General features: G+C 42.8%; 15 protein-coding genes and 1 pseudogene. 12 read left to right on the forward strand and 4 right to left on the reverse strand.

Features of this window, described 5'->3' with window-relative positions:
- Positions 1–32 precede the first annotated feature (32 nt).
- Positions 33–428 carry a hypothetical protein gene (locus tag QTA56_RS14285; RefSeq protein WP_267981676.1) on the reverse strand — a complete coding sequence of 132 codons (396 nt, stop codon included), beginning with the start codon at positions 426–428 and terminating at the stop codon, positions 33–35.
- Positions 429–687: 259 nt separating this feature from the next.
- Positions 688–1,035: an IS630 transposase-related protein gene (locus QTA56_RS14290; protein WP_267981677.1), complete on the reverse strand. Its 348-nt coding sequence runs from the start codon at positions 1,033–1,035 to the stop codon at positions 688–690.
- Between the two features lie 451 nt (positions 1,036–1,486).
- On the opposite strand from QTA56_RS14290, the gene QTA56_RS14295 reads away from it, so the two are divergent.
- From QTA56_RS14295 to QTA56_RS14315, 5 genes are all read left to right on the forward strand, one after another.
- Positions 1,487–3,112, forward strand: a complete 1,626-nt coding sequence (locus QTA56_RS14295; protein ID WP_267981678.1) for a YadA-like family protein — start codon at positions 1,487–1,489, stop codon at positions 3,110–3,112.
- A gap of 59 nt (positions 3,113–3,171) precedes the next feature.
- A complete protein-coding gene (locus QTA56_RS14300) occupies positions 3,172–4,902 on the forward strand; it encodes a YadA-like family protein (RefSeq protein WP_267981679.1) in 1,731 nt (576 codons plus the stop codon).
- 298 nt (positions 4,903–5,200) lie between these two features.
- Positions 5,201–6,157: a hypothetical protein gene (locus QTA56_RS14305; protein ID WP_267981680.1), complete on the forward strand. Its 957-nt coding sequence runs from the start codon at positions 5,201–5,203 to the stop codon at positions 6,155–6,157.
- Positions 6,158–6,393: 236 nt separating this feature from the next.
- The gene (locus QTA56_RS14310) at positions 6,394–7,311 is read left to right on the forward strand and encodes a LysR family transcriptional regulator (RefSeq protein WP_267981681.1); all 918 of its coding nucleotides are present in this window, start codon (positions 6,394–6,396) and stop codon (positions 7,309–7,311) included.
- A 476-nt stretch (positions 7,312–7,787) separates the two neighbouring features.
- Positions 7,788–9,986 carry an OsmC domain/YcaO domain-containing protein gene (locus QTA56_RS14315; protein ID WP_267981682.1) on the forward strand — a complete coding sequence of 733 codons (2,199 nt, stop codon included), beginning with the start codon at positions 7,788–7,790 and terminating at the stop codon, positions 9,984–9,986.
- A gap of 99 nt (positions 9,987–10,085) precedes the next feature.
- Here the strand turns inward: QTA56_RS14315 and QTA56_RS14320 are convergent, their stop codons facing one another.
- Complete coding sequence (locus QTA56_RS14320; RefSeq protein ID WP_267981683.1) at positions 10,086–10,580, reverse strand: alpha/beta hydrolase family protein; 495 nt, start codon at positions 10,578–10,580, stop codon at positions 10,086–10,088.
- Positions 10,581–10,603: 23 nt separating this feature from the next.
- On the opposite strand from QTA56_RS14320, the gene QTA56_RS14325 reads away from it, so the two are divergent.
- Complete coding sequence (locus tag QTA56_RS14325; RefSeq protein ID WP_267981684.1) at positions 10,604–10,993, forward strand: LysR substrate-binding domain-containing protein; 390 nt, start codon at positions 10,604–10,606, stop codon at positions 10,991–10,993.
- A gap of 100 nt (positions 10,994–11,093) precedes the next feature.
- On the opposite strand, the gene QTA56_RS14330 is transcribed toward QTA56_RS14325, so the two are convergent.
- Positions 11,094–11,516, reverse strand: coding sequence for an SgcJ/EcaC family oxidoreductase (locus QTA56_RS14330; protein WP_267981685.1), 423 nt, complete (start codon positions 11,514–11,516; stop codon positions 11,094–11,096).
- A 261-nt stretch (positions 11,517–11,777) separates the two neighbouring features.
- On the opposite strand from QTA56_RS14330, the gene QTA56_RS14335 reads away from it, so the two are divergent.
- The 6 genes and pseudogenes from QTA56_RS14335 to QTA56_RS14360 all read left to right on the forward strand — a co-directional run bounded on the left by QTA56_RS14335 (position 11,778) and on the right by QTA56_RS14360 (position 19,934).
- On the forward strand, positions 11,778–13,370 hold the full coding sequence (locus tag QTA56_RS14335; RefSeq protein ID WP_267981686.1) for a peptide chain release factor 3: 1,593 nt from the start codon (positions 11,778–11,780) through the stop codon (positions 13,368–13,370).
- Between the two features lie 70 nt (positions 13,371–13,440).
- Positions 13,441–14,268, forward strand: a complete 828-nt coding sequence (locus tag QTA56_RS14340) for a hypothetical protein (protein WP_267981687.1) — start codon at positions 13,441–13,443, stop codon at positions 14,266–14,268.
- 104 nt (positions 14,269–14,372) lie between these two features.
- Complete coding sequence (locus QTA56_RS14345; protein WP_267981688.1) at positions 14,373–15,278, forward strand: RsiV family protein; 906 nt, start codon at positions 14,373–14,375, stop codon at positions 15,276–15,278.
- A 36-nt stretch (positions 15,279–15,314) separates the two neighbouring features.
- Positions 15,315–16,127 (forward strand): TatD family hydrolase, encoded by an 813-nt coding sequence (locus QTA56_RS14350; protein WP_267981764.1) that lies wholly within the window; start codon positions 15,315–15,317, stop codon positions 16,125–16,127.
- 123 nt (positions 16,128–16,250) lie between these two features.
- Entirely contained in the window at positions 16,251–19,007 is a 2,757-nt protein-coding gene (gene acnA / locus QTA56_RS14355) for an aconitate hydratase AcnA (RefSeq protein WP_267981689.1), read from the forward strand.
- Positions 19,008–19,120: 113 nt separating this feature from the next.
- A pseudogene (locus tag QTA56_RS14360) lies at positions 19,121–19,934 on the forward strand (MFS transporter).
- Positions 19,935–19,942 lie beyond the last annotated feature (8 nt).

Here is a 19,942-nt window from a genome sequence, read left to right on the forward strand (position 1 = left end):
TTTTCAAAATGATCACTGTGTAATTTCAGTTATTAGATGACATATACAATAATTTCATATTGCAAGATTTCCCTGAATTCTCTCAATTTATTCTTTTCTTGTAATGCCATATAACTGACTTTGTGAAGTGGATTAATTGTTTCAACATATACCTTTCGCTTTCCTTGCCAAATATCTTTATCATTTACGTCAATTTCCTTACCATTCCAAAGATCTTCATAGAGCATCTCATCAGAACCAAAGAGTCTTTCTTGTCTTAAATTAAAATGAGGTAACGAACACCCGTCAGGTACAATAATTTTAAATTTTAGTTTACCTGCTTTGGACAAATTCCAGTTTTTAAAATTTAAAGAGCAACGATTTTGCTGTCCTAAATACGGTTTATAGCAAGCCATGATACGGTCCATGATTCTAAATTGATCAGACATTGTATTTTCCCCTAAAAGGCTAATAGATTGATCCGTGATCCTGTAGCAATAAAAGAAATTTCTACTTTTTATTACTCCAGTATCAAGCAGTCTTAAAAATAGTTTTTTCTCAAGCTATTTTTTATGAAATCATTTTAAATTTTAATTGCTTACTGTTGCTGTGTAGAACCATATATTTTGGCTCTAGTTCACTACTTAATATTGTATTTTCTTTTTTAAATCACAACATTGTAGATGAGTCAGTAACCTCAGCTAGTCATTAATTTCGTTTTTTTACCCTGCCTATCTTGTGCAAGCCTCTCCAGAGAACTGAATAGGAAACCTTATAACCAAACTTCTGCTCAAAAGGATCAAGTAAGTCCCTAATTTGTGTAAAGGGCGTTGATTTTACAAATTCCTCAAAACTTTCTAAATCCTTAATGCTAAAAGGTCGGCCATTCCTGATGGCAGGTAATGGTTTCAAATCCTGTGTGGTTTGTTCCAGTAAAATCCATTCATCCAGGGTGGACCTAGCGATATTAAACCTTTTGCAGACTTCAGATTTATGTTGTGTTTGATGGTAGGCAGCCATTACTTTCTTACGAAGATCTAATGAATATGCTCGCATAAAGTCTACTTATTGTTTCCTTTCCTGTTTTATGTAAGTTCCACATTTTTAAATCTTAAGTACCCCCCCCATGCTTTCAGGTTCATGGTGAGCCATTTTTCTTAACAAATTCACTCAAGTGACTTACTTGATGAAATGTATCACTAAAATTAAACTATGTACATATTGAACATATTTTTAATATAAATTTAAGGAAAAAAATTATTTTTTAATTTTTTTATATGATTTATTGAGATAAGTAATTGATTTAAATTTATTTTTGTATTTTATTTTATTGTTTTTAAAGTTCTTGATAATGAACAACCTATGTGCTAACTTTTTAAACGTGTGCAGATTACACATTTGAATATTGATTTAATGATTCATGTCGCATAATGGTTATGCTGAACTTATGGGATTTTTAAAAATCAATATTTATCAACAATATAATTAGTATGCAAAGGAACACGTAATGAAAAAGACTTTTCAGTTATCAGTAATGGCAACAGCATTATTGGCTGCAAATGTATATGCAGCTCAAACAAACATTGGTACAGGAAATACTGCAACAGGGCCAAATACAACCGTTGTGGGTACAAATAACACTGCTGGAGATACAACAGTTATTGGCAATAACAATAATGCGACAGGTAACGAAGGCTTTGTTGGTGGTACAGGTAATACTGTCAGTGGAGGCGGTGCTGCTGTTGTGGGTAATGGTAATACAGTAGAGGGTACTTGGAATGTTGCAATTGGTGGTGATAACACAACCAAGGGTAATTACAATGCTGCGGTTGGTAACAATAATACTGTTAATGATGACTTTGGTACCGCAATTGGTTCAAACAATGAAGTAACTGGTGTACAGGCAAGTGCATTTGGTGATTCTGTTATTGCAAATGGTACAGGTGCAACAGCAATTGGTTCTACTTCACAGGCAACTGGTGAATATGCAACAAGTCTTGGTTATGGTGCAAAAGCAACAGCAAATAATGCGATTGCAACAGGTAGTAATGCTGATGCGAGTGGTCTAAATTCGATCGCAATTGGTAATGCTGCTGAGGCGAGTGCAGAAGGCGCAATTTCACTTGGTAATGGTGCAAAAGCAACTGCCAAAGGCGCCGTGGCAATTGGGGCTGGTACAGTCAATGACGTAGAAAATACGGTTTCAATCGGTGAACGTCGTATGACCTGGGTCGCTGATGGTATCGGTGATAATGATGCAGTGAACGTTAAACAATTAAATGATGCTTTGGCAAATATTGATACTGCACCGAGTCAGGCTGACTTAGACGCCATTAACGATAAGATTGCAACTGAAAAAACTGCTCGTATAGCAGGTGATAAGGAACAGGCAGATAAACTTGCTGATGAAATAGCAGCACGTATCGCAGGGGATAAGGCTCAGGCAGATAAACTTGCTGATGAAACTGCCGCTCGCACCACAGCTATTGATAATGAAGCAAAAATCCGTGCTAAAGCAGATGCAGATGAAACTACTGCTCGTACAACAGCAATTAATAATGAAGCAACACTTCGGGCCAAGGCTGATGCTGATGAGATGGCTGCACGTATAGCAGGTGATGCAGAGGAAAAAGCAGCACGTACCGCAGCAGTCAATGCTGAAAAGGATGCACGTATTGCTGGTGATGCCGAGGAAAAAACGGCTCGTATTGCAGCAGTCAATGCTGAAAAGGATGCACGTATTGCTGGTGATGCGGCAGAAGCTAAAGCCCGTACAGATGCTGACCTTGCATTAGGTAAGCGTATTGATGTTGAGACAGCAACTCGCGTAGCAGAAGTAAAACGTCTGGATGGTCGTGTTGACCAATTAAACCAACGCTTAGACCGTGTGGAAACAACAGCTAACCGTGGTATCGCAATTTCATTGGCGGCGTCACAGGCAATCCCAAGTCTCCAACCTGGTCAGGTTGCTGTATTTGGTGGTGTCGGTTATTACGAGGGGGAAGCAGCAGGTGCATTTGGTGCGGTTACCTCATTTAGTGACCGCCTATCTGGCAGTGGTGCATTTGGTGTTGCTGATGGCGGAAAAGTGGGTGGTCGTGCTGGCGTAGCATATGTCATCGGAGGGAACTAAGTCGGACTTGGTTATATCAATTACTAAGTTAGATTTGGTCATAATAGAAGGATGATGTAATGAAAAAAACTTTTCAATTATCAATAATAACAGTTGCATTGATGGCAAGTCATGCTTATGCAGCACCTGTATGGGAAGGTCCAATAGGAACAGGCACTGGTTTAAGTAATGCGATGGGAGGGGAAACGAATTATGCAAATGTTGATCCCTCAGCAAATGGTATTATTCTGGGTCAACTCAATGATGTTGATAACACCAGTATTGGGTTGGGTTATAACAGCAATGCTATGGGAAAAGATAGTTTTGCTGCTGGTTCATCTAATAATGCTAGTGGTAATTCCTCTGTCACTGTAGGGCGTGTAGTTACTGCACAAGAGGAAAAGAGTATAGCAGTTGGAGCTACTATTAATACTGCCAAAGCAGGAAGTACTGCTATAGGTAATGATATTGCGGTCTATGACCAAGCTGGTACAACTGTAGGTAACCGTACGAGAGTAAGGGGTGATCAATCAAGTAGTTTAGGTGATTTAGCTTGGACTGGTGGTAATGGTGCAACTGCAATTGGCAGTGAAACATGGGCAAATGCCGAAAATGCAACGACTTTAGGTTATAACGCAGAAACAGGCGGTGAAAATACGGTACGTATTGGTGCCCAATCTTCTGGTTCAGGATTAAATTCTGTGGTGATTGGTAGTCATGCGACAGCGACGACTGAAGATTCAATTCAGTTAGGTTCTGGTGGTGCTGGTGCAGCAGGTATTCCAGGTACATCTATTGCTGATGATAAGAACTCTGTTGCGATTGGTTATGGTTCTGATACACAGGGTCAAGGGGCAAGTAGCGAAAATACGGTCAGTGTTGGTGGCTTGTTGGGTGGTGCGATTCGTCGTATTACTCAGGTGACTGATGGTGTGGATGATAAAGATGCCATTAACGTATCACAGTTGAATGATGCAATCTCAAGTTTAACTTCTGGCGCTGAACTGATTGCACATGCTGATGGAGCGCTTGCCAAGGAAAAAGATGATCGTATCGTTGGTGACAAGGAGCAGGCAGATAAACTTGCTGATGAAACCACAGCACGTATTGCGGGTGATAAAGATCAGGCAGATAAACTTGCTGACGAAACAGCAGCTCGTACTGTCGCTATTGATAATGAAGCAAAACTTCGTGCCAAAGGAGATGCTGATGCAAAAGCGGCACGTATTGTGGCAATTGATAATGAAGCAGAACTTCGTGCCAAAGCTGATGCAGAGGAAACTGATGCGCGTATAGCAGGTGATGCAGAGGAAGCAGCAGCACGTATTGCCGCGATCAATGCTGAAAAGGATGCCCGTATAGCAGGTGATGCAGAAGAAAAAGTGGCACGTATTGCAGCAATTAATGCTGAAAAGGATGCCCGTATCGCTGGTGATGCCGCTGAAGCTGCGGCTCGTGCAGATGCTGATCTTGCATTAGGTAAGCGTATTGATGTAGAGGCAGCAACTCGTACAGCAGAAGTGAATCGCCTTGATGGTCGTATCAATCAGGCTAGCCGTCGTCTAGATGAGGTGGAGAAAAGTGCTTACCGTGGTGTGGCGATTGCTCTTGCAGCTCAACAGGCAGTACCAAACATTCGTTCAGGTCAGGTCGCATTGTTTGCAGGTGTAGGTCACTATGAGGGTGAAACGGCTGGATCAGTGGGTCTTGTGACTTCATTTATTGCAAATCGTGTTTCACTGAGTGGTGCGGTTGGCTTCGCAGGTGGAAATGAAGTGGGAGGACGTATTGGTCTAAGCTACTCGTTCTAAGGGGTGACCATGTATATATAAATGGTGAATGAATAAAAAAAATAAAGAGCCAAGTGTATCTGGGTTTTACTGATTGGCTAAACCAAAACTCAGATATTCTTGGGAAGAAGTTCCTTTGGGGCTATCCTTAATCAGCATGAGGGTGGTCCTTTTTTTGTATTTAATAGCTTCAATATTTTGTGATTAGTATTGAATTATATCAGGTGCTTAGAGGTATGATAAAATGCCTGGGAGATAAGCAGGACAACAGGATGTTGTCAGCAAAATCTTTATAACAAAGCAAATGAGAACATATATTATGGCATCTATAAACTCTAAAATTTTTCTATTCTTAATGGGGACATTGCTTTTAGCTGGATGTAAGGATGATGATGGGAATTTTAGTGTAGGGGTAAGCCTTGGAGGAACTGGGACAGGTGGATTGTCAGTAGGCACAGAAAGTCCTGTACCTAAACCTCAATCTGATGTTAAGCCAGACCGTATGGAAGAAGATGGTTTGCTATATGCAGTTGCTTATCCAAATCCCATCACTCAAAACTGTAATGGAATAGAACGTACGATCCAATTTGTTCGTCATTATTCGCCCCATATTCCAATGGCAATGGGAGATCGGATGGATCTTTTTGCTATGAATGATTCAACTCCGATAAGATTTAAGCTTCAGGTTGTTGTTAAAAATACAACCTCATCCCCAATTTATGAATATACCAATAATTGTAAAGCGGCTTTCCAGCTTACAGGTACAAAAACTGCAAAGACAACACAAACAGATTATTGTTTAAATGATGAGCAGGTCAATGTTTATCAACCAAATGAATCACGAACCTATTTCTATACATTTAATTTGCCAAATATTTTACAAAACTGGACGGCAAGCTATCATGCACAATATTCTAAAAAATTCTACGCAGAGGCTCAGGGTGCAGCCTATGATGATGAAAGTATAAAGGAAAGAACGCAATGTGATCCTTTAAGTACAATCTTGTTACTGGACGAATATCCATCTACAAGAGACGGTGCTCCAAGAAAATCTGATACAGAAAATAATAATGGTGGTACACAAACTGCTAACCCAGATCATACAAATACAGGTTCTAATACTCAGGTTGATAATCAAAACTTACCTCAACCTCAACCTCAACCTCAACCTCAACCTCAACCTGATCCCACACCTATTTTTGGAGGTTTTGATTTAGGTGGGGAAGAGTCTGACACGCCAATTTTTGGTAATTTCGGATTAGGCGATGAGCTTTAAATAAGAGTCAAGAAAGTATAAGAAATATATTGGTAGACAGCGCCCCAAATTGAGGGGCATTTTTTATTTTAAAATTAATAATATTCATCTAATGTGTAAATAATGAAATAAAATTAATTTTCATAATAATTCACTAATTTTATGATAAAATGAATTTAATTCAACTCTATCTATATAAACATTGTCTGCTCACTTTTATTGAAATACGTTGGGACATGTTTTACTGGTTTATTTGTATGTTAGAACTTCGTCATTTAAAGACATTAACCGCCTTACGCGAACACGGTTCATTGGTTGCAGCGGCAACTGACCTGTATTTAACACCGTCTGCGATTTCTCATCAATTAAAAGAGCTGGATCAATGGTTTGGCGTGGAGGTTGTGAATCGCCGTAGCCGACCTGTCTCATTTTCCCATGTTGGTTTGCGCTTGTTAAAGCTGGCGGATGATGTGTTACCGCAGATCCAGATTGCACATACCGATATTGCCCGTATTGTGCATGGGCAAACAGGTAGAATTATCTTCTCTTCGGAATGTCATAGTTGCTTTGACTGGCTGATGCCGTTGTTGAATCAATACCGCCAGCAATACCCAGATGTTGATCTGGATTTTGTCTCTGGTTTCGAGTCCAATCCTCATGAGTTATTACAAAATGCGGAATTTGACTTGTTGATTACTGCAGACCCAATTGCCCTAAAAGGCATTGAGTATTTTCCAATTTTTGAATATGAATCCAGACTGGTTTTGTCCAACACTCATCCATTGGTTCGGGTGGAAAAGATTACGGTACAGGAATTGGCAGAACAAACCTTGGTGACTTATCCCGTAGATAAACATCGTCTAGACATCATGGCGAAGCTGTTTATTCCAGCCAATCTGCATCCGAAAGAAATCCGCACAACGGAGCTAACGCAAATGTTGATCCAGCTGGTTGCTAGTGGGCGCGGGATTTCGGCACTCCCTGACTGGGTGGTAAATGAATATGAGCAGAAAGGCTGGGTCACTTCGCGCCGTCTGGATTGCGTCTCCCCCAAAGGTCTGCGACGTACACTCTATGCAGGCTATCGCGCCGAAGATAAAGACAAGAGTTATTTTGAGGGCTTTTTAAATCAACTGGATAAGTTTTCTAAAAAGCGAAATCACTATTACGACTAGACTTGATTAAGTTGGTTGTATGTCGATTGGAAACACAGACAAACGTTATCAATTTGGGTAAATGGCTCTATAATATGCACCATATATTATCTAACTTGAGTTCGGTAAGAAATATGATACTCGGAAATGTCATCCGCAATTGTTTGAGACAGGACTCCGTTAATAAAGTATTGTTTCTGCGATTTATTAAGTTCGCTGATAGTAGTTGACGAGTTTTGCGGATGACAATGGTTTTGCTTACTTTTGCCGAAACAAAAGTAAGTCGAGCCGACGGCTTATCCTGGAATTGGATAAAAACTCGGCAAGATTCCATCAAGATATTTAGTTTTTAATAAGTTAGACAAATATTTACGTCGAATTCAGCTTATCCTGAATGCTCATTCATTGTTTTGTTTAAGCCAGTTTCAGATTCTATTCTATTCATATTTACACGCTTATGTGCCGATGCTGGTACATAAGAGGCATTAGGTACCAGCATGGAAATCAAGGTTAATTATCTCGACAATCTTCGTCAGGAAGCCAAGTTCGATGATTTTACAGTGATCGCGGATCAACCGATCCGCTATAAAGGCGATGGCTCAGCGCCAGGGCCATTCGACTATTTTCTGGCTTCATCGGCGTTATGTGCAGCTTACTTTGTTAAGGTGTACTGTGCGGCGCGGGATATTCCAACCGACAATATTCGCCTGTCACAAAACAATATTGTTGATCCTGAAAACCGCTACAAACAGATTTTTAAGATTCAGGTCGAGTTGCCTGCTGACATTTCTGAAAAGGACCGTCAGGGGATTCTACGCTCGATTGACCGTTGTACCGTGAAGAAAGTGATTCAGACAGGCCCTGAATTTATTGTTGAAGAAGTTGAAAGTATTGATGCTGATGCACAGGCATTGCTGATGCCAAGCCTGACTTCGGAAAGCAGCACTTATATTCAGGGCAAAGATTTACCTTTAGAACAGACTATTGCCAATATGTCTAGCATTTTGGCTGGCTTGGGCATGAAGATTGAAATTGCGTCATGGCGTAATATTGTCCCGAATGTCTGGTCACTGCATATTCGTGATGCGCAATCGCCGATGTGTTTTACCAATGGCAAGGGCTCAACCAAGGAAAGTGCCTTGGCATCGGCACTGGGCGAATTTATTGAGCGTTTAAACTGTAACTTCTTCTATAACGACCAGTTTTGGGGAGAAGATATCGCCAATGCTGAATTTGTACATTATCCTGATGAAAAATGGTTCCAGCCTGGTCCGAATGGTGAATTGCCAGTAGAAATTCTGGATGAATACTGCCTAGAGATTTACAACCCTGACGATGAATTGCTGGGCACACATTTATATGACACCAACTCAGGTAATACTGAGCGGGGTATCTGTTCGTTGCCATTCGTACGGCAGTCGGATGGTGAAATGGTGTATTTTCCATCCAACCTGATTGAAAATTTATATCTTAGTAACGGTATGAGCGCAGGCAATACCTTGGCTGAGGCACAGGTACAATGTTTATCGGAAATCTTTGAACGTGCTGTGAAACGTGAGATTCTGGAGGGTGAAATGAGCCTGCCAGATGTTCCACAGGCTGTATTGGAAAAATATCCAAGTATTCTGGCTGGTATCAAAGGTCTGGAAGAGCAAGGATTCCCTGTATTGGTCAAAGATGCTTCCCTCGGCGGTCAGTTCCCTGTTATGTGCGTCACCTTAATGAACCCACGTACAGGCGGAGTCTTTGCCTCATTTGGTGCACACCCAAGTTTTGAAATTGCGTTGGAACGTAGCCTGACCGAGTTGTTGCAGGGGCGTAGTTTTGAGGGTCTCAATGATTTACCGCAGCCAACGTTCCAAAGTAATGCGGTGACTGAGCCAAACAACTTTGTGGAACACTTTATTGATTCCAGCGGTTTGGTGTCATGGCGCTTTTTTAGTTCCAAAGCTGATTTTGAGTTTGTGGATTGGGACTTTACCAACCAAGGTCAAAACAGCAATGTGGAAGAAGCGGAAGAACTGTTTGCCATTCTTGAGCAGATGGGCAAAGAAGTCTACATGGCAGTGTATCAGCACTTAGGTGCAACGGCTTGCCGTATCTTGGTGCCTGACTATTCCGAGATTTATCTGGTGGAAGACCTGATTTGGGACAACACCAACAAGGCGCTGTCATTCCGTGAAGATATCTTAAACCTGCATCGTCTGGATAATGACAGCCTTGAGGCCTTGGTTGAACGTCTGGAGGAATGTGAGCTGGATGACTACACCGAAATCGCCACATTGATTGGTATCGAATTTGATGACAATACCGTGTGGGGGCAACTGACCATTCTTGAGTTAAAGCTTTTGATTTATCTTGCTTTAGAGCAATTTGAAGAGGCAAAAGAATTGGTTGAGCAGTTCCTGCAATACAACACCAACACGGTTGAACGTGGCCTGTTCTATCAGTGCATGAATGTGGTACTGGAGGTGATTCTGGATGATGAGCTGGAACTCGATGATTATCTAATTAACTTCCGCCGTATGTTTGGTGATGAGCGAATGGATAGTGTACTTGGATCGGTAGATGGCAGTGTCCGTTTCTATGGTCTCACCCCAACCAGTATGAAACTGGAGGGACTGGATCGACACTTGCGCCTGATTGACAGTTATAAAAAGCTGCATACCGCACGTGCCAAGGTTGTTGCTGTCTAGATTAAAAGGTAGAGACTGGTATTTTTTATAGCGTTGCCACCTGAGTGTGGGTTACAGCAGTCTGCGGATTGGCAATGACTGCTGTAGTATCCAAAAAGATTAGCTCATATATTTGGCGAGATAAGACAATACTTTTTCAGGATGGCGGCCAAACCAGTTGTAGCCATCCTCAAAGCGTTTGGTTGTATCTTCAATCCAGTACAACTCTTTATCGGTACTGGCCAACAGATCAAATGTTCTTTGAGAATCTTCAGCAGTGGTCAATATGTCTTTACGCACTTGCCACATCAACACTGGAAGTTTGACATGGGGTGCCCACAATGCCCCTGACATATCTGCTGCTGGAAAACCACCTAGTTTCAGCAATTCAAGGTCGACTAATTCAAGGTATTGATCAACACCTTGTAATGCTGCGAATCTCTCTAAAATAACCGTCATGTTAGGTACGAGTGGGCTGCACATACACAGCACATTTTCAAAAAGTTCAGGATGTTTGCTGATGGCTGCATATTGTGAAATACCACCCAGACACTGACTGTATAAAGCCACTTTCATTTTATTGAACTCAGGATGGGCATCGACAAACTTTTTCACCACCCATCACTCCACAATTAGAGATGGCGATTGTGGGTGCTCCTGAGTATTTTGAATGTTATGGGGTTCCAGAAACACCACAGCAATTAAAAGATCATAACTGTTTGTCCTATCGTTTTTCTTCGAGTGGTGTAATTGATCGCTGGTCATTCATTACACCTGATGCAGAGGCCCGAACAATTGTGTATGAACCTAAAGGAAATGCCATTTTCAATGATGATGACAGTATGTTGCGTGCCGCTTTGTCAGGTATTGGTTTAGTGCAGCATTTGAACTTGTGCGTGCAGCCTTATTTGCAAGATGGTCGACTGGTGCGTATTTTGTTACCTTGGGTTCGTCCACGTTCAGGTTTCTTCGCCCTCAAGGGCACATATGCCTGCCAAGCTTCGTGTATTGATGGAGTTCTTGATTGAAAAAAGAGAATTATTGGTTTTAGATTCTTTGAAAGTACCATAAGAAATTTCTTTGAAAATCAAAAACTCTCAATAAAAATAAATCCGTGCAAAAGATGGTTCAGGTATCCCGTAAGATGGTTTGCCCTGTACGGGGATTGGTCAGTGTTACACTTTCCAGCGCACGGATTCGCCATAAATGATTTTGCCTTGTGGGCACCACAAGAATCAGCGTATCTATTTGATGTGGGCCAACTGGATGGGCAACACCTGCTGTCAGCCGACTCCAAAAATGACTGATTACTACATCATCGGTAATGTAAAAGAGATCAATCAGCTCATTTGCGAGTGTGGAGTCACTATAGATTTTTTCATGGATGGGAACGTGAAGTGCCACAATTTCCTGAACTCCTTGAACATAGTGTCCAAAGCGATTCACAAAGGTTGCATCTTCACAAAATAAATCTGCAAGGGCCGTCATGTCATGGTGATTCCACGCAGCTTGAAATGCCAATGGAATGTCTTCGGGATTTATTATTTTCATCTTATTGCCTTTTGCTCATCTGTTCTAAAAACACTGAAATAAAAGAGAAATTTATTCTCCATCACTGATTATATCGGTATATAACGTTTATTCAGCATTTACCTGAGATGATCATGTGGATAACTTAAGACATATCAACAATGCATAAAACATACTCTCTAAATCTGCTACAATTGCGCCAATTTTGAATTCCCACTTTTTTCGGTTAAGTACACATTTGGAATTGTGTACATAACTGTGTACATATTGAAGATTTTTCTCATGAGTTTTAAAGATGAACTAGCGGCACAGGTTGCCCAGCGACGCACCTTTGCGATCATTTCCCACCCCGATGCGGGTAAGACCACCATGACTGAGAAACTACTGTTATGGGGTAAGGCTATTCAGGTTGCAGGCATGGTGAAAAGCCGTAAGTCTGACCGTTCCGCAACATCCGACTGGATGGAAATGGAAAAAGAGCGTGGTATTTCGATTACTACCTCGGTGATGCAGTTTCCCTATAAAAAGCACACCATCAACCTTCTCGATACTCCAGGACACGAAGACTTCTCAGAAGATACCTACCGTACCTTAACCGCCGTGGATTCTGCCTTAATGGTGATTGATGGTGCAAAAGGGGTCGAGGAACGTACCATCAAACTGATGGAAGTGTGTCGTATGCGTGACACACCGATCATTTCATTCGTCAACAAAATGGACCGTGAAATTCGCGAGCCATTGGAATTGCTTGATGAAATTGAGAATGTCCTCAAAATTCGTTGTGTGCCAATCACCTGGCCATTGGGCATGGGGCGTGACTTTGCGGGTGTGTACAACCTGCTTGAAAATAAGCTGTATGTCTACAAGGCGGGTTTTGGTTCAACCATTACTGATATTGAAGTGCGTGATGGTTATGACCATGCGGATATCCGTGACAAAGTGGGTGAGCTAGCATGGGCATCGTTTGAAGAATCACTTGAATTGGTACAAATGGCAAATGAGCCATTAGACCGTGAGTTGTTTCTGCAAGGCAAGCAAACCCCTGTGCTGTTTGGTACGGCATTGGGTAACTTTGCGGTTGACCATGTGTTGGATGCCTTTATCAACTGGGCACCAGAGCCTAAAGCGCATCCAACTCAGGAACGTACTGTCGATGCCAATGAAGAGGGCTTCACAGGCTTCGTGTTTAAAATTCAGGCCAACATGGACCCGAAACACCGTGACCGTATTGCCTTTATGCGGATTTGCTCAGGTAAATATGAAAAAGGCTTGAAAATGAATCATGTGCGTATCGGTAAGGACGTGCGTATCAGTGATGCCCTGACATTCCTAGCGGGTGAGCGTGAACATCTAGAAGAGGCTTGGCCTGGGGACATTATTGGTCTACATAACCACGGCACCATCCAGATTGGCGATACCTTTACCAGTGGTGAAAACCTGCATTTTACGGGAATTCCACACTTTGCGCCTGAAATGTTCCGCCGTGTGCGTTTACGTGATCCGTTAAAGTCCAAGCAATTGCAGAAAGGCTTGAAAGAGCTGTCGGAAGAGGGCGCAACACAGGTGTTTATGCCACAAATCAACAATGACCTGATTGTTGGTGCAGTGGGTGTGTTACAGTTTGATGTGGTCGCGTACCGTCTAAAAGAAGAATATAAGGTGGACTGTATTTATGAGCCTGTAAGTGTTCATACCGTGCGCTGGATTCATTGTGATGATGAAAAGATTCTGAATGAATTTAAGAAGAAAGCCCACGATCAACTCTCGGTTGATGGTGGTGGACACCTTACTTATTTGGCGCCAAGCCGTGTCAACTTGCAGTTGATGCAGGAACGCTGGCCAGATATTCAGTTCCGTAACACACGGGAACACTAAAATATATAAAAACAGCTTCTAAATTAGAGGCTGTTTTTAATTGAACAAACTAAAAATAAGGGATGATGAGATGAACACTTTAAAACCACTTTTTGCTGTCAGTTTAATGATTGGAATGATGGCTTTAACGGCATGTGATCATCCAAAGAAAAATGAAACTGATTCAGCACAGGAAACTGAACAGCATACTGCGCCAGTTGAAAAAGCTGAGGTTTTACCTTATCTCAACATGCAGGAGGCCAAGGCAGATTATGCCTTGCCATTTTGTGAAAAGAAAAACTGTATTGATGTCGATATTCAAACCATTAAAACCCAGGATCAATGGCTGAATACGTGGATTGCAAAAAATCAGGCCAACGTGATCCAGCAACAGATTGAACAGAATAAAAACCTGACCCTGCAACAGGCCATCAATGCCTATGTTAAAAAGTCAGATGAATGGCAGGATAAATATTCAAAAAACAAGGCTTACGAGCTGCATTTGAATACCCGTATTGCATCGCAGCGGAATCAGTATGTGTTACTGCAAGTGGGGGTAAATGCTCAGCAGGAAGATATTGCGGTCAAGGATCGTTTTTATTTCTTTGTTGCAGACCGCAAACTACAAAAAAGCCTTAGCGTGTTGGATGTGATTCAGAAGAATCAGCAAAATGCACTGAATGACATTATTCAGGCACATTATCAACAATGGATTGAGAAACAATCTACAGAAGTTAAAAAACAGGTGCCGAAAAAACTCTATTGGGGACAGGCCGACTGGTTCTTTGATGGCGAGGGTATTGGCCTGCATTACCGTGCCAATGAAATCAGTAAGGATGCACCACAACTGGATATTTATTTAACCACTGAACAAAGTAAACAGATGCTACAGCCTGATATTTATCAACAAATGTTCTAATTTTTATAACAAGCGTATAGGAATTGCATGTATCACTAGCGGTTTGCGGTGAAGTCCGCTAGCATTTAAAAATCTTGTGTCATCACAATGCTTGCAGGTTTCCGATGAAAACATTTTATAAATCTAGCGTTCTGGCGTGTGCAATTCTGCTTGCCGCATGCCAGCCAAAATCAGAACCTAAGCAGCCAGAGGACAAGCCACAAGAGCAGCCTGTTGTACAGACACAGACTGAGCCGACTTTACGTGGTGAAACGGTCAAGGTGCAGGTGAGTTTGCCTGAATGTAAGGGCAATACCTGTCCAGATTTTAGCGTTGAACGGTTGCAGAGTAACTTCCCGTTTATTGACCAGTTGCTTGATCAGGAAATACTGAGTCAACTTGGCAAGATGCTTGAAATTGTTGATAAAGATACCGCTGCCTCTACTGTACAGACCACTGAACAAAAGCAGAATCTGGATGCACAGGCACAGTTGTATGCCAATTCATTTATCAAGATTGATGAAGAACTGAAGGCATTGAGCAGCAGCCATCAAATCAGTTTGATGATTAAACCGAAGATTTTACAGCCTAAGGGGATGCTGGCAACGGTTGTCCTGAATAGCAGCAGTTATTTGGGTGGCGCACATGGTTCAACCTCGCAACGCTACTACAACTTTGACCTGACCAATCAAAAACAGGTGCAATTGAACGACCTGCTATTGCCAAAACAAAAGGCAACTTTGGACAAGCTGGCGCATGATGCATTCAAGGTCTGGATTGTAGACAGCAAACTTGCCAATAACCCTGAGGAATATGAGCAGGCCTGGCCGTTTAAGGTCACTGACAACTTCCTGTTGGGTGAGCAGGGTTTAATTCTGCAATATGCTGAATATGAAATTGGTCCTTATGTGGTCGGTCTGCCACGTCTGGTGATTCCATTTGACAAATTACAAGGTGTGTTAAAACCTGAATATTTGCCAAAGGTGGAAGCACCAGCAGCATCTACGCCTGTGGCAAATAAATCCCCTTAAATCCCCCTTTGGTAAAGTGGGACTTTTAATAAAATGATGCAACTGTTTGATACCCATACCCATTTTGATGTTGCCGATTTCGACCATGATCGGCAACATTTGGCTGTACAGGCGAAACAGGTTGGGGTGGAGGCTTTGGTTCTCATCGGTTTTGTTGAATCCCGCTTTGGTGAACTCATTCAGACCCACCAACAGTTGCAACATTGGGAAAATGTTCCTCAATCCTATCTCGCACCAGGGTTGCATCCTTTCTATATTGAGCAACATCAGCAGGCACATCTACAACGACTGGAGCAGGTGTTAAAGCAACATGATTGTGTCGCCATTGGTGAGATTGGTCTGGACACCTTTTTAAAGCAACATAAACAGCCTGAGCTTTTTGCCAAACAGCAGCATTATTTTAATGCCCAACTTGAACTGGCAACGCATTATCAAAAACCTGTACTGCTGCATATTCGTAAGGCCCATGCCGAAACCCTTGCCATTTTAAAGGCGCAGAAATTCAAGCTCGGTGGTATTGCCCATGCCTTTAGTGGTGGTGTGGAAGAAGCCAAGGCACTGGTCAAACTCGGTTTTAAAATCGGTGTGACGGGGCAAATCACCAATCCAAATGCCAAAAAATTGCATCAGGTGGTACAGGCGATTGGGGCTGAACATCTGGTGATTGAAACTGATTGCCCTGATATGACACCGCTCTGTTGCCAGACCTCAACCGAACACCGTACCAGAAATACACCTGTGAATCTGCCTTATGTTTTAGATAGTTTGGCGCAAACCCTTGGGCAACCACAAGACCAGCTTGCCGAGCAATTATGGCAAAACTCATTGGCAGCCTTGCGTTTAGGATAATAACAATCATCCCATTAAAAATAAGATAACTAAAAGGGAACACATCATTTCCTAAACTGGCTTAGAGTGAATAAAGCACTTCATAACAAACAAATGAAATCGCCAAACTGGGAGGGTAACCCGATGGCTAGATATAGCAAAATCAATAGCTTTAATTCATTACAAACACTCAGTGTCGGTTCAAGGCAATATCAAATTTTTAGCTTGGCTCAGGCAGCACAGCGTCTGGGTAATATTGATCAGCTCCCAAAATCATTAAAAGTTTTACTGGAAAATTTACTGCGCTTTGAAGATCAAAAAAGTGTAAAAGTTGAGCATATTCAGGCCTTGGTGGACTGGCAAAAAACCAGAAGTTCGGATCAGGAAATTCAATACCGCCCAGCCCGAGTGTTGATGCAGGACTTTACAGGGGTGCCCGCAGTGGTTGACCTTGCGGCCATGCGTGCTGCGATGGCTCAGGCAGGTGGTGACCCAAACCGTATCAATCCACTGTCTCCTGTGGATTTGGTGATCGACCATTCCGTCATGGTGGACCATTTTGCCAACCAGAATGCCTTTGCCGAAAATGTTGAAATTGAAATGCAGCGTAATGGTGAGCGTTACCAGTTTCTGCGCTGGGGCCAGTCTGCCTTTAATAACTTTAGTGTAGTGCCGCCTGGGACAGGAATTTGCCATCAGGTCAATCTGGAATATCTGGCCCAAGCGGTCTGGCTTGGGGAAGATGAGGGACAAACCTTTGCTTTTCCAGATACATTGGTGGGAACAGATTCACATACCACCATGATCAATGGATTGGGTGTGTTGGGTTGGGGTGTTGGTGGTATTGAGGCGGAAGCGGCCATGCTGGGACAGCCTGTATCCATGCTGATTCCTGAAGTGATTGGCTTTAAGCTGACGGGGAAGTTAAGTGAGGGAATCACCGCGACCGATCTGGTGCTGACCATTACCCAGATGCTGCGCCAAAAGGGCGTTGTGGGTAAATTTGTTGAATTTTATGGAGATGGCTTGGCTGATCTGCCACTGGCTGACCGTGCCACCATTGCCAATATGGCACCTGAATATGGCGCAACCTGTGGTTTCTTCCCGATTGATGACGTGACTTTGGGCTATTTGGCCCTGACAGGCCGCGAACAGGACCGTATTGATCTGGTGGAGGCTTATAGTAAAGCACAGGGTTTATGGCGCAATGCGGGTGATGAACCAGTTTTTACTGATGTGCTGAGTCTGGATATGGGAACGGTTGAGGCCAGTCTGGCTGGACCAAAACGTCCACAGGATCGGGTCCTGCTTTCAGATGTACCCAAAACCTTTAATGCCTTGATGGAACTGACTCTGAAACCAGCCAAAGAAGCAAAGGAACGTTTGGAAAATGAGGGTGGCGGTGGCACTGCCGTGGAAGCCAAAGCTGCAAACCTGCCCCATGAAAATCCATCCTGTACGCTGGATGGACAAAGTTATCCTCTCAATCATGGTGATGTGGTGATTTCAGCAATTACTTCATGTACCAATACATCTAACCCGAGTGTGATGCTGGCTGCGGGCCTGCTTGCCAAGAAAGCCATTGAAAAAGGCTTGCAGCGTAAGCCGTGGGTGAAAAGTTCCCTCGCACCTGGTTCCAAAGTGGTGACAGACTATCTTGCCGCCGCAGGATTAACTCCTTATCTGGATCAACTCGGTTATAACCTTGTGGGTTATGGATGTACTACCTGTATTGGTAACTCTGGGCCATTGCCAGAAGCAATTGAAGCCGCCATTCAGTGCCATGATTTAAATGTTGCCTCTGTGCTTTCGGGAAACCGAAATTTTGAAGGCCGTGTCCATCCGCTAGTCAAAACCAATTGGCTTGCCTCGCCGCCGTTGGTGGTTGCGTATGGTCTGGCGGGTAATATCCGTACCGATTTAACCACCCAGCCAATTGGTGTGGGCAAGGAGGGGCAGGAAGTCTATCTAAAAGATATATGGCCAAGCCAAACGGAAATTGATCAGGTGTTGCAGAAAGTCAATACTGAGATGTTCCATAAGGAATATGCGGCTGTGTTTGATGGTGATGCGACATGGCAGGCTATCCAGATTCCACAAAGCCAAACCTATGCATGGCAAAACAACTCGACCTATATTCGCCATCCACCATTTTTTGAGGAGATCAACCATCCACCTAAAGCCATTACTAATATTGAGCAGGCGCGTATTTTGGCCGTGCTTGGAGATTCGGTCACCACAGACCATATTTCTCCAGCAGGCAACATTAAACAGGACAGTCCAGCAGGGCGCTATTTGCAGGATCAAGGAGTCGAACCCAAAGATTTCAACTCTTATGGTTCTCGGCGTGGTAACCATGAGGTGATGATGCGTGGCACTTTTGCCAATATTCGCATTAAAAATGAAATGCTGGATGGAGAGGAGGGTGGCAACACCATTTACATCCCGACAGGTGAGAAACTGGCAATTTATGATGCTGCCATGCGTTATCAGCAGCAAAAAACTCCTTTGTTGATTATTGCAGGTAAGGAGTATGGTACGGGTTCATCACGGGATTGGGCCGCAAAGGGAACTAACCTACTGGGTGTCAAGGCCGTGATTGCGGAAAGTTTTGAGCGGATTCACCGTTCCAATCTGGTGGGAATGGGCGTATTGCCTTTGCAGTTTGTCGATGAGCAAACACGCCAGTCCCTGAACCTGACAGGTCGCGAAGTGTTATCCATTTATGGATTGTCAGATAATATCCAGCCGCATCAAATCCTTAATGTTGAGCTGGTACGTGAGGATGGCAGTCAGGAGCAGTTTAAGGTGTTGTGCCGAATTGATACCTTAAATGAGGTGGAATACTTTAAGGCAGGCGGCATTTTGCATTATGTACTGCGCAATCTGATTGCTGCATAAGGTGTTAGGACACCTCCTCAAGCAAAGATGAAAGCTGGTCTTTCATCTTTTTTGTTTGAATTTCAAGCATTCAGCGTTAAGGTAGCCAGGCCCGATAAAACTGGATAAAGGCTTTGAATCAATTACCACGCTATGTTTATTATCTCTTGGCTGCACAGGCACTGAACTTAATTGCGGCGGTCTTATCGGTGCCGTGGCGGCGATTGTCGGCTTAAAGCTTGCACCTACGCAAGCCTTAGCCACAGTTCCTTATGGCTTGCAGTTTTTAGCGATGCTACTGACCACCTTTATCTTTTCTTTTTTAATGAAAAAGTTGGGACGTCATCTGGTGTTTCAATTTGGCTGCATCTGCCTCTTTCTGGCGGGTGTTCTAGGCTATCGCCGCTGTGATAAGCGGTGCATTTGCCTACTATATTATGAATGTGATGATGATTATGTCTTCTTTGCATTTAAAGGAAAATCATTCATTTCACTATGCCTCGATCTCCATTCAGTTGCATGTATTGGCAATGTTTATTCCGTCATTCTTTGTATCTAAACTGATTCAACGATGGGGCACACACCACGATTTATGTGGGCTTTGCTTTGCTGATGTTATCGTCATTGATTCCAATGATTGGACGGGTTGGAATTTATATGAATGTTGCGCTGATTGTCCTTGGTGTGGGCTGGAATTTCGCTTATTCAGGTGCATCCACTTTATTGGCTGGTTTAAATGAGCAGCAAAAACATCGTGTACAAGGTATCAATGAGACAGGAATTGCCTTGTTTGCAACTTTAGGGGCATTTTTACCTGCCCCAATTTTAAGTAGTCTAGGTTGGATCAATGCAAACCTTCTAGCCTTATCCATGAGCTTCATGGTTTTTATTCTGTTGCTGGTTTTAAGTCGCCAAGGCCAATCACCAAGGAAAGTTTCATCGGGCTAACCTAAAAG

The organism is Acinetobacter thutiue (genome assembly GCF_030385805.1).
In the GTDB taxonomy this organism is placed as follows: Bacteria; Pseudomonadota; Gammaproteobacteria; order Pseudomonadales; family Moraxellaceae; genus Acinetobacter; species Acinetobacter corruptisaponis.

What these genes read in the sequence shown, in the direction of transcription:
- QTA56_RS14285 (WP_267981676.1), bottom strand. Translation starts at nt 428, where the DNA reads ATGTCTGATCAATTTAGAATCATGGACCGTATCATGGCTTGCTATAAA.
- QTA56_RS14290 (WP_267981677.1), bottom strand. Translation starts at nt 1,035, where the DNA reads ATGCGAGCATATTCATTAGATCTTCGTAAGAAAGTAATGGCTGCCTAC.
- QTA56_RS14295 (WP_267981678.1), top strand. Translation starts at nt 1,487, where the DNA reads ATGAAAAAGACTTTTCAGTTATCAGTAATGGCAACAGCATTATTGGCT.
- QTA56_RS14300 (WP_267981679.1), top strand. Translation starts at nt 3,172, where the DNA reads ATGAAAAAAACTTTTCAATTATCAATAATAACAGTTGCATTGATGGCA.
- QTA56_RS14305 (WP_267981680.1), top strand. Translation starts at nt 5,201, where the DNA reads ATGGCATCTATAAACTCTAAAATTTTTCTATTCTTAATGGGGACATTG.
- QTA56_RS14310 (WP_267981681.1), top strand. Translation starts at nt 6,394, where the DNA reads ATGTTAGAACTTCGTCATTTAAAGACATTAACCGCCTTACGCGAACAC.
- QTA56_RS14315 (WP_267981682.1), top strand. Translation starts at nt 7,788, where the DNA reads ATGGAAATCAAGGTTAATTATCTCGACAATCTTCGTCAGGAAGCCAAG.
- QTA56_RS14325 (WP_267981684.1), top strand. Translation starts at nt 10,604, where the DNA reads ATGGCGATTGTGGGTGCTCCTGAGTATTTTGAATGTTATGGGGTTCCA.
- QTA56_RS14330 (WP_267981685.1), bottom strand. Translation starts at nt 11,516, where the DNA reads ATGAAAATAATAAATCCCGAAGACATTCCATTGGCATTTCAAGCTGCG.
- QTA56_RS14335 (WP_267981686.1), top strand. Translation starts at nt 11,778, where the DNA reads ATGAGTTTTAAAGATGAACTAGCGGCACAGGTTGCCCAGCGACGCACC.
- QTA56_RS14340 (WP_267981687.1), top strand. Translation starts at nt 13,441, where the DNA reads ATGAACACTTTAAAACCACTTTTTGCTGTCAGTTTAATGATTGGAATG.
- QTA56_RS14345 (WP_267981688.1), top strand. Translation starts at nt 14,373, where the DNA reads ATGAAAACATTTTATAAATCTAGCGTTCTGGCGTGTGCAATTCTGCTT.
- QTA56_RS14350 (WP_267981764.1), top strand. Translation starts at nt 15,315, where the DNA reads ATGCAACTGTTTGATACCCATACCCATTTTGATGTTGCCGATTTCGAC.
- acnA (WP_267981689.1), top strand. Translation starts at nt 16,251, where the DNA reads ATGGCTAGATATAGCAAAATCAATAGCTTTAATTCATTACAAACACTC.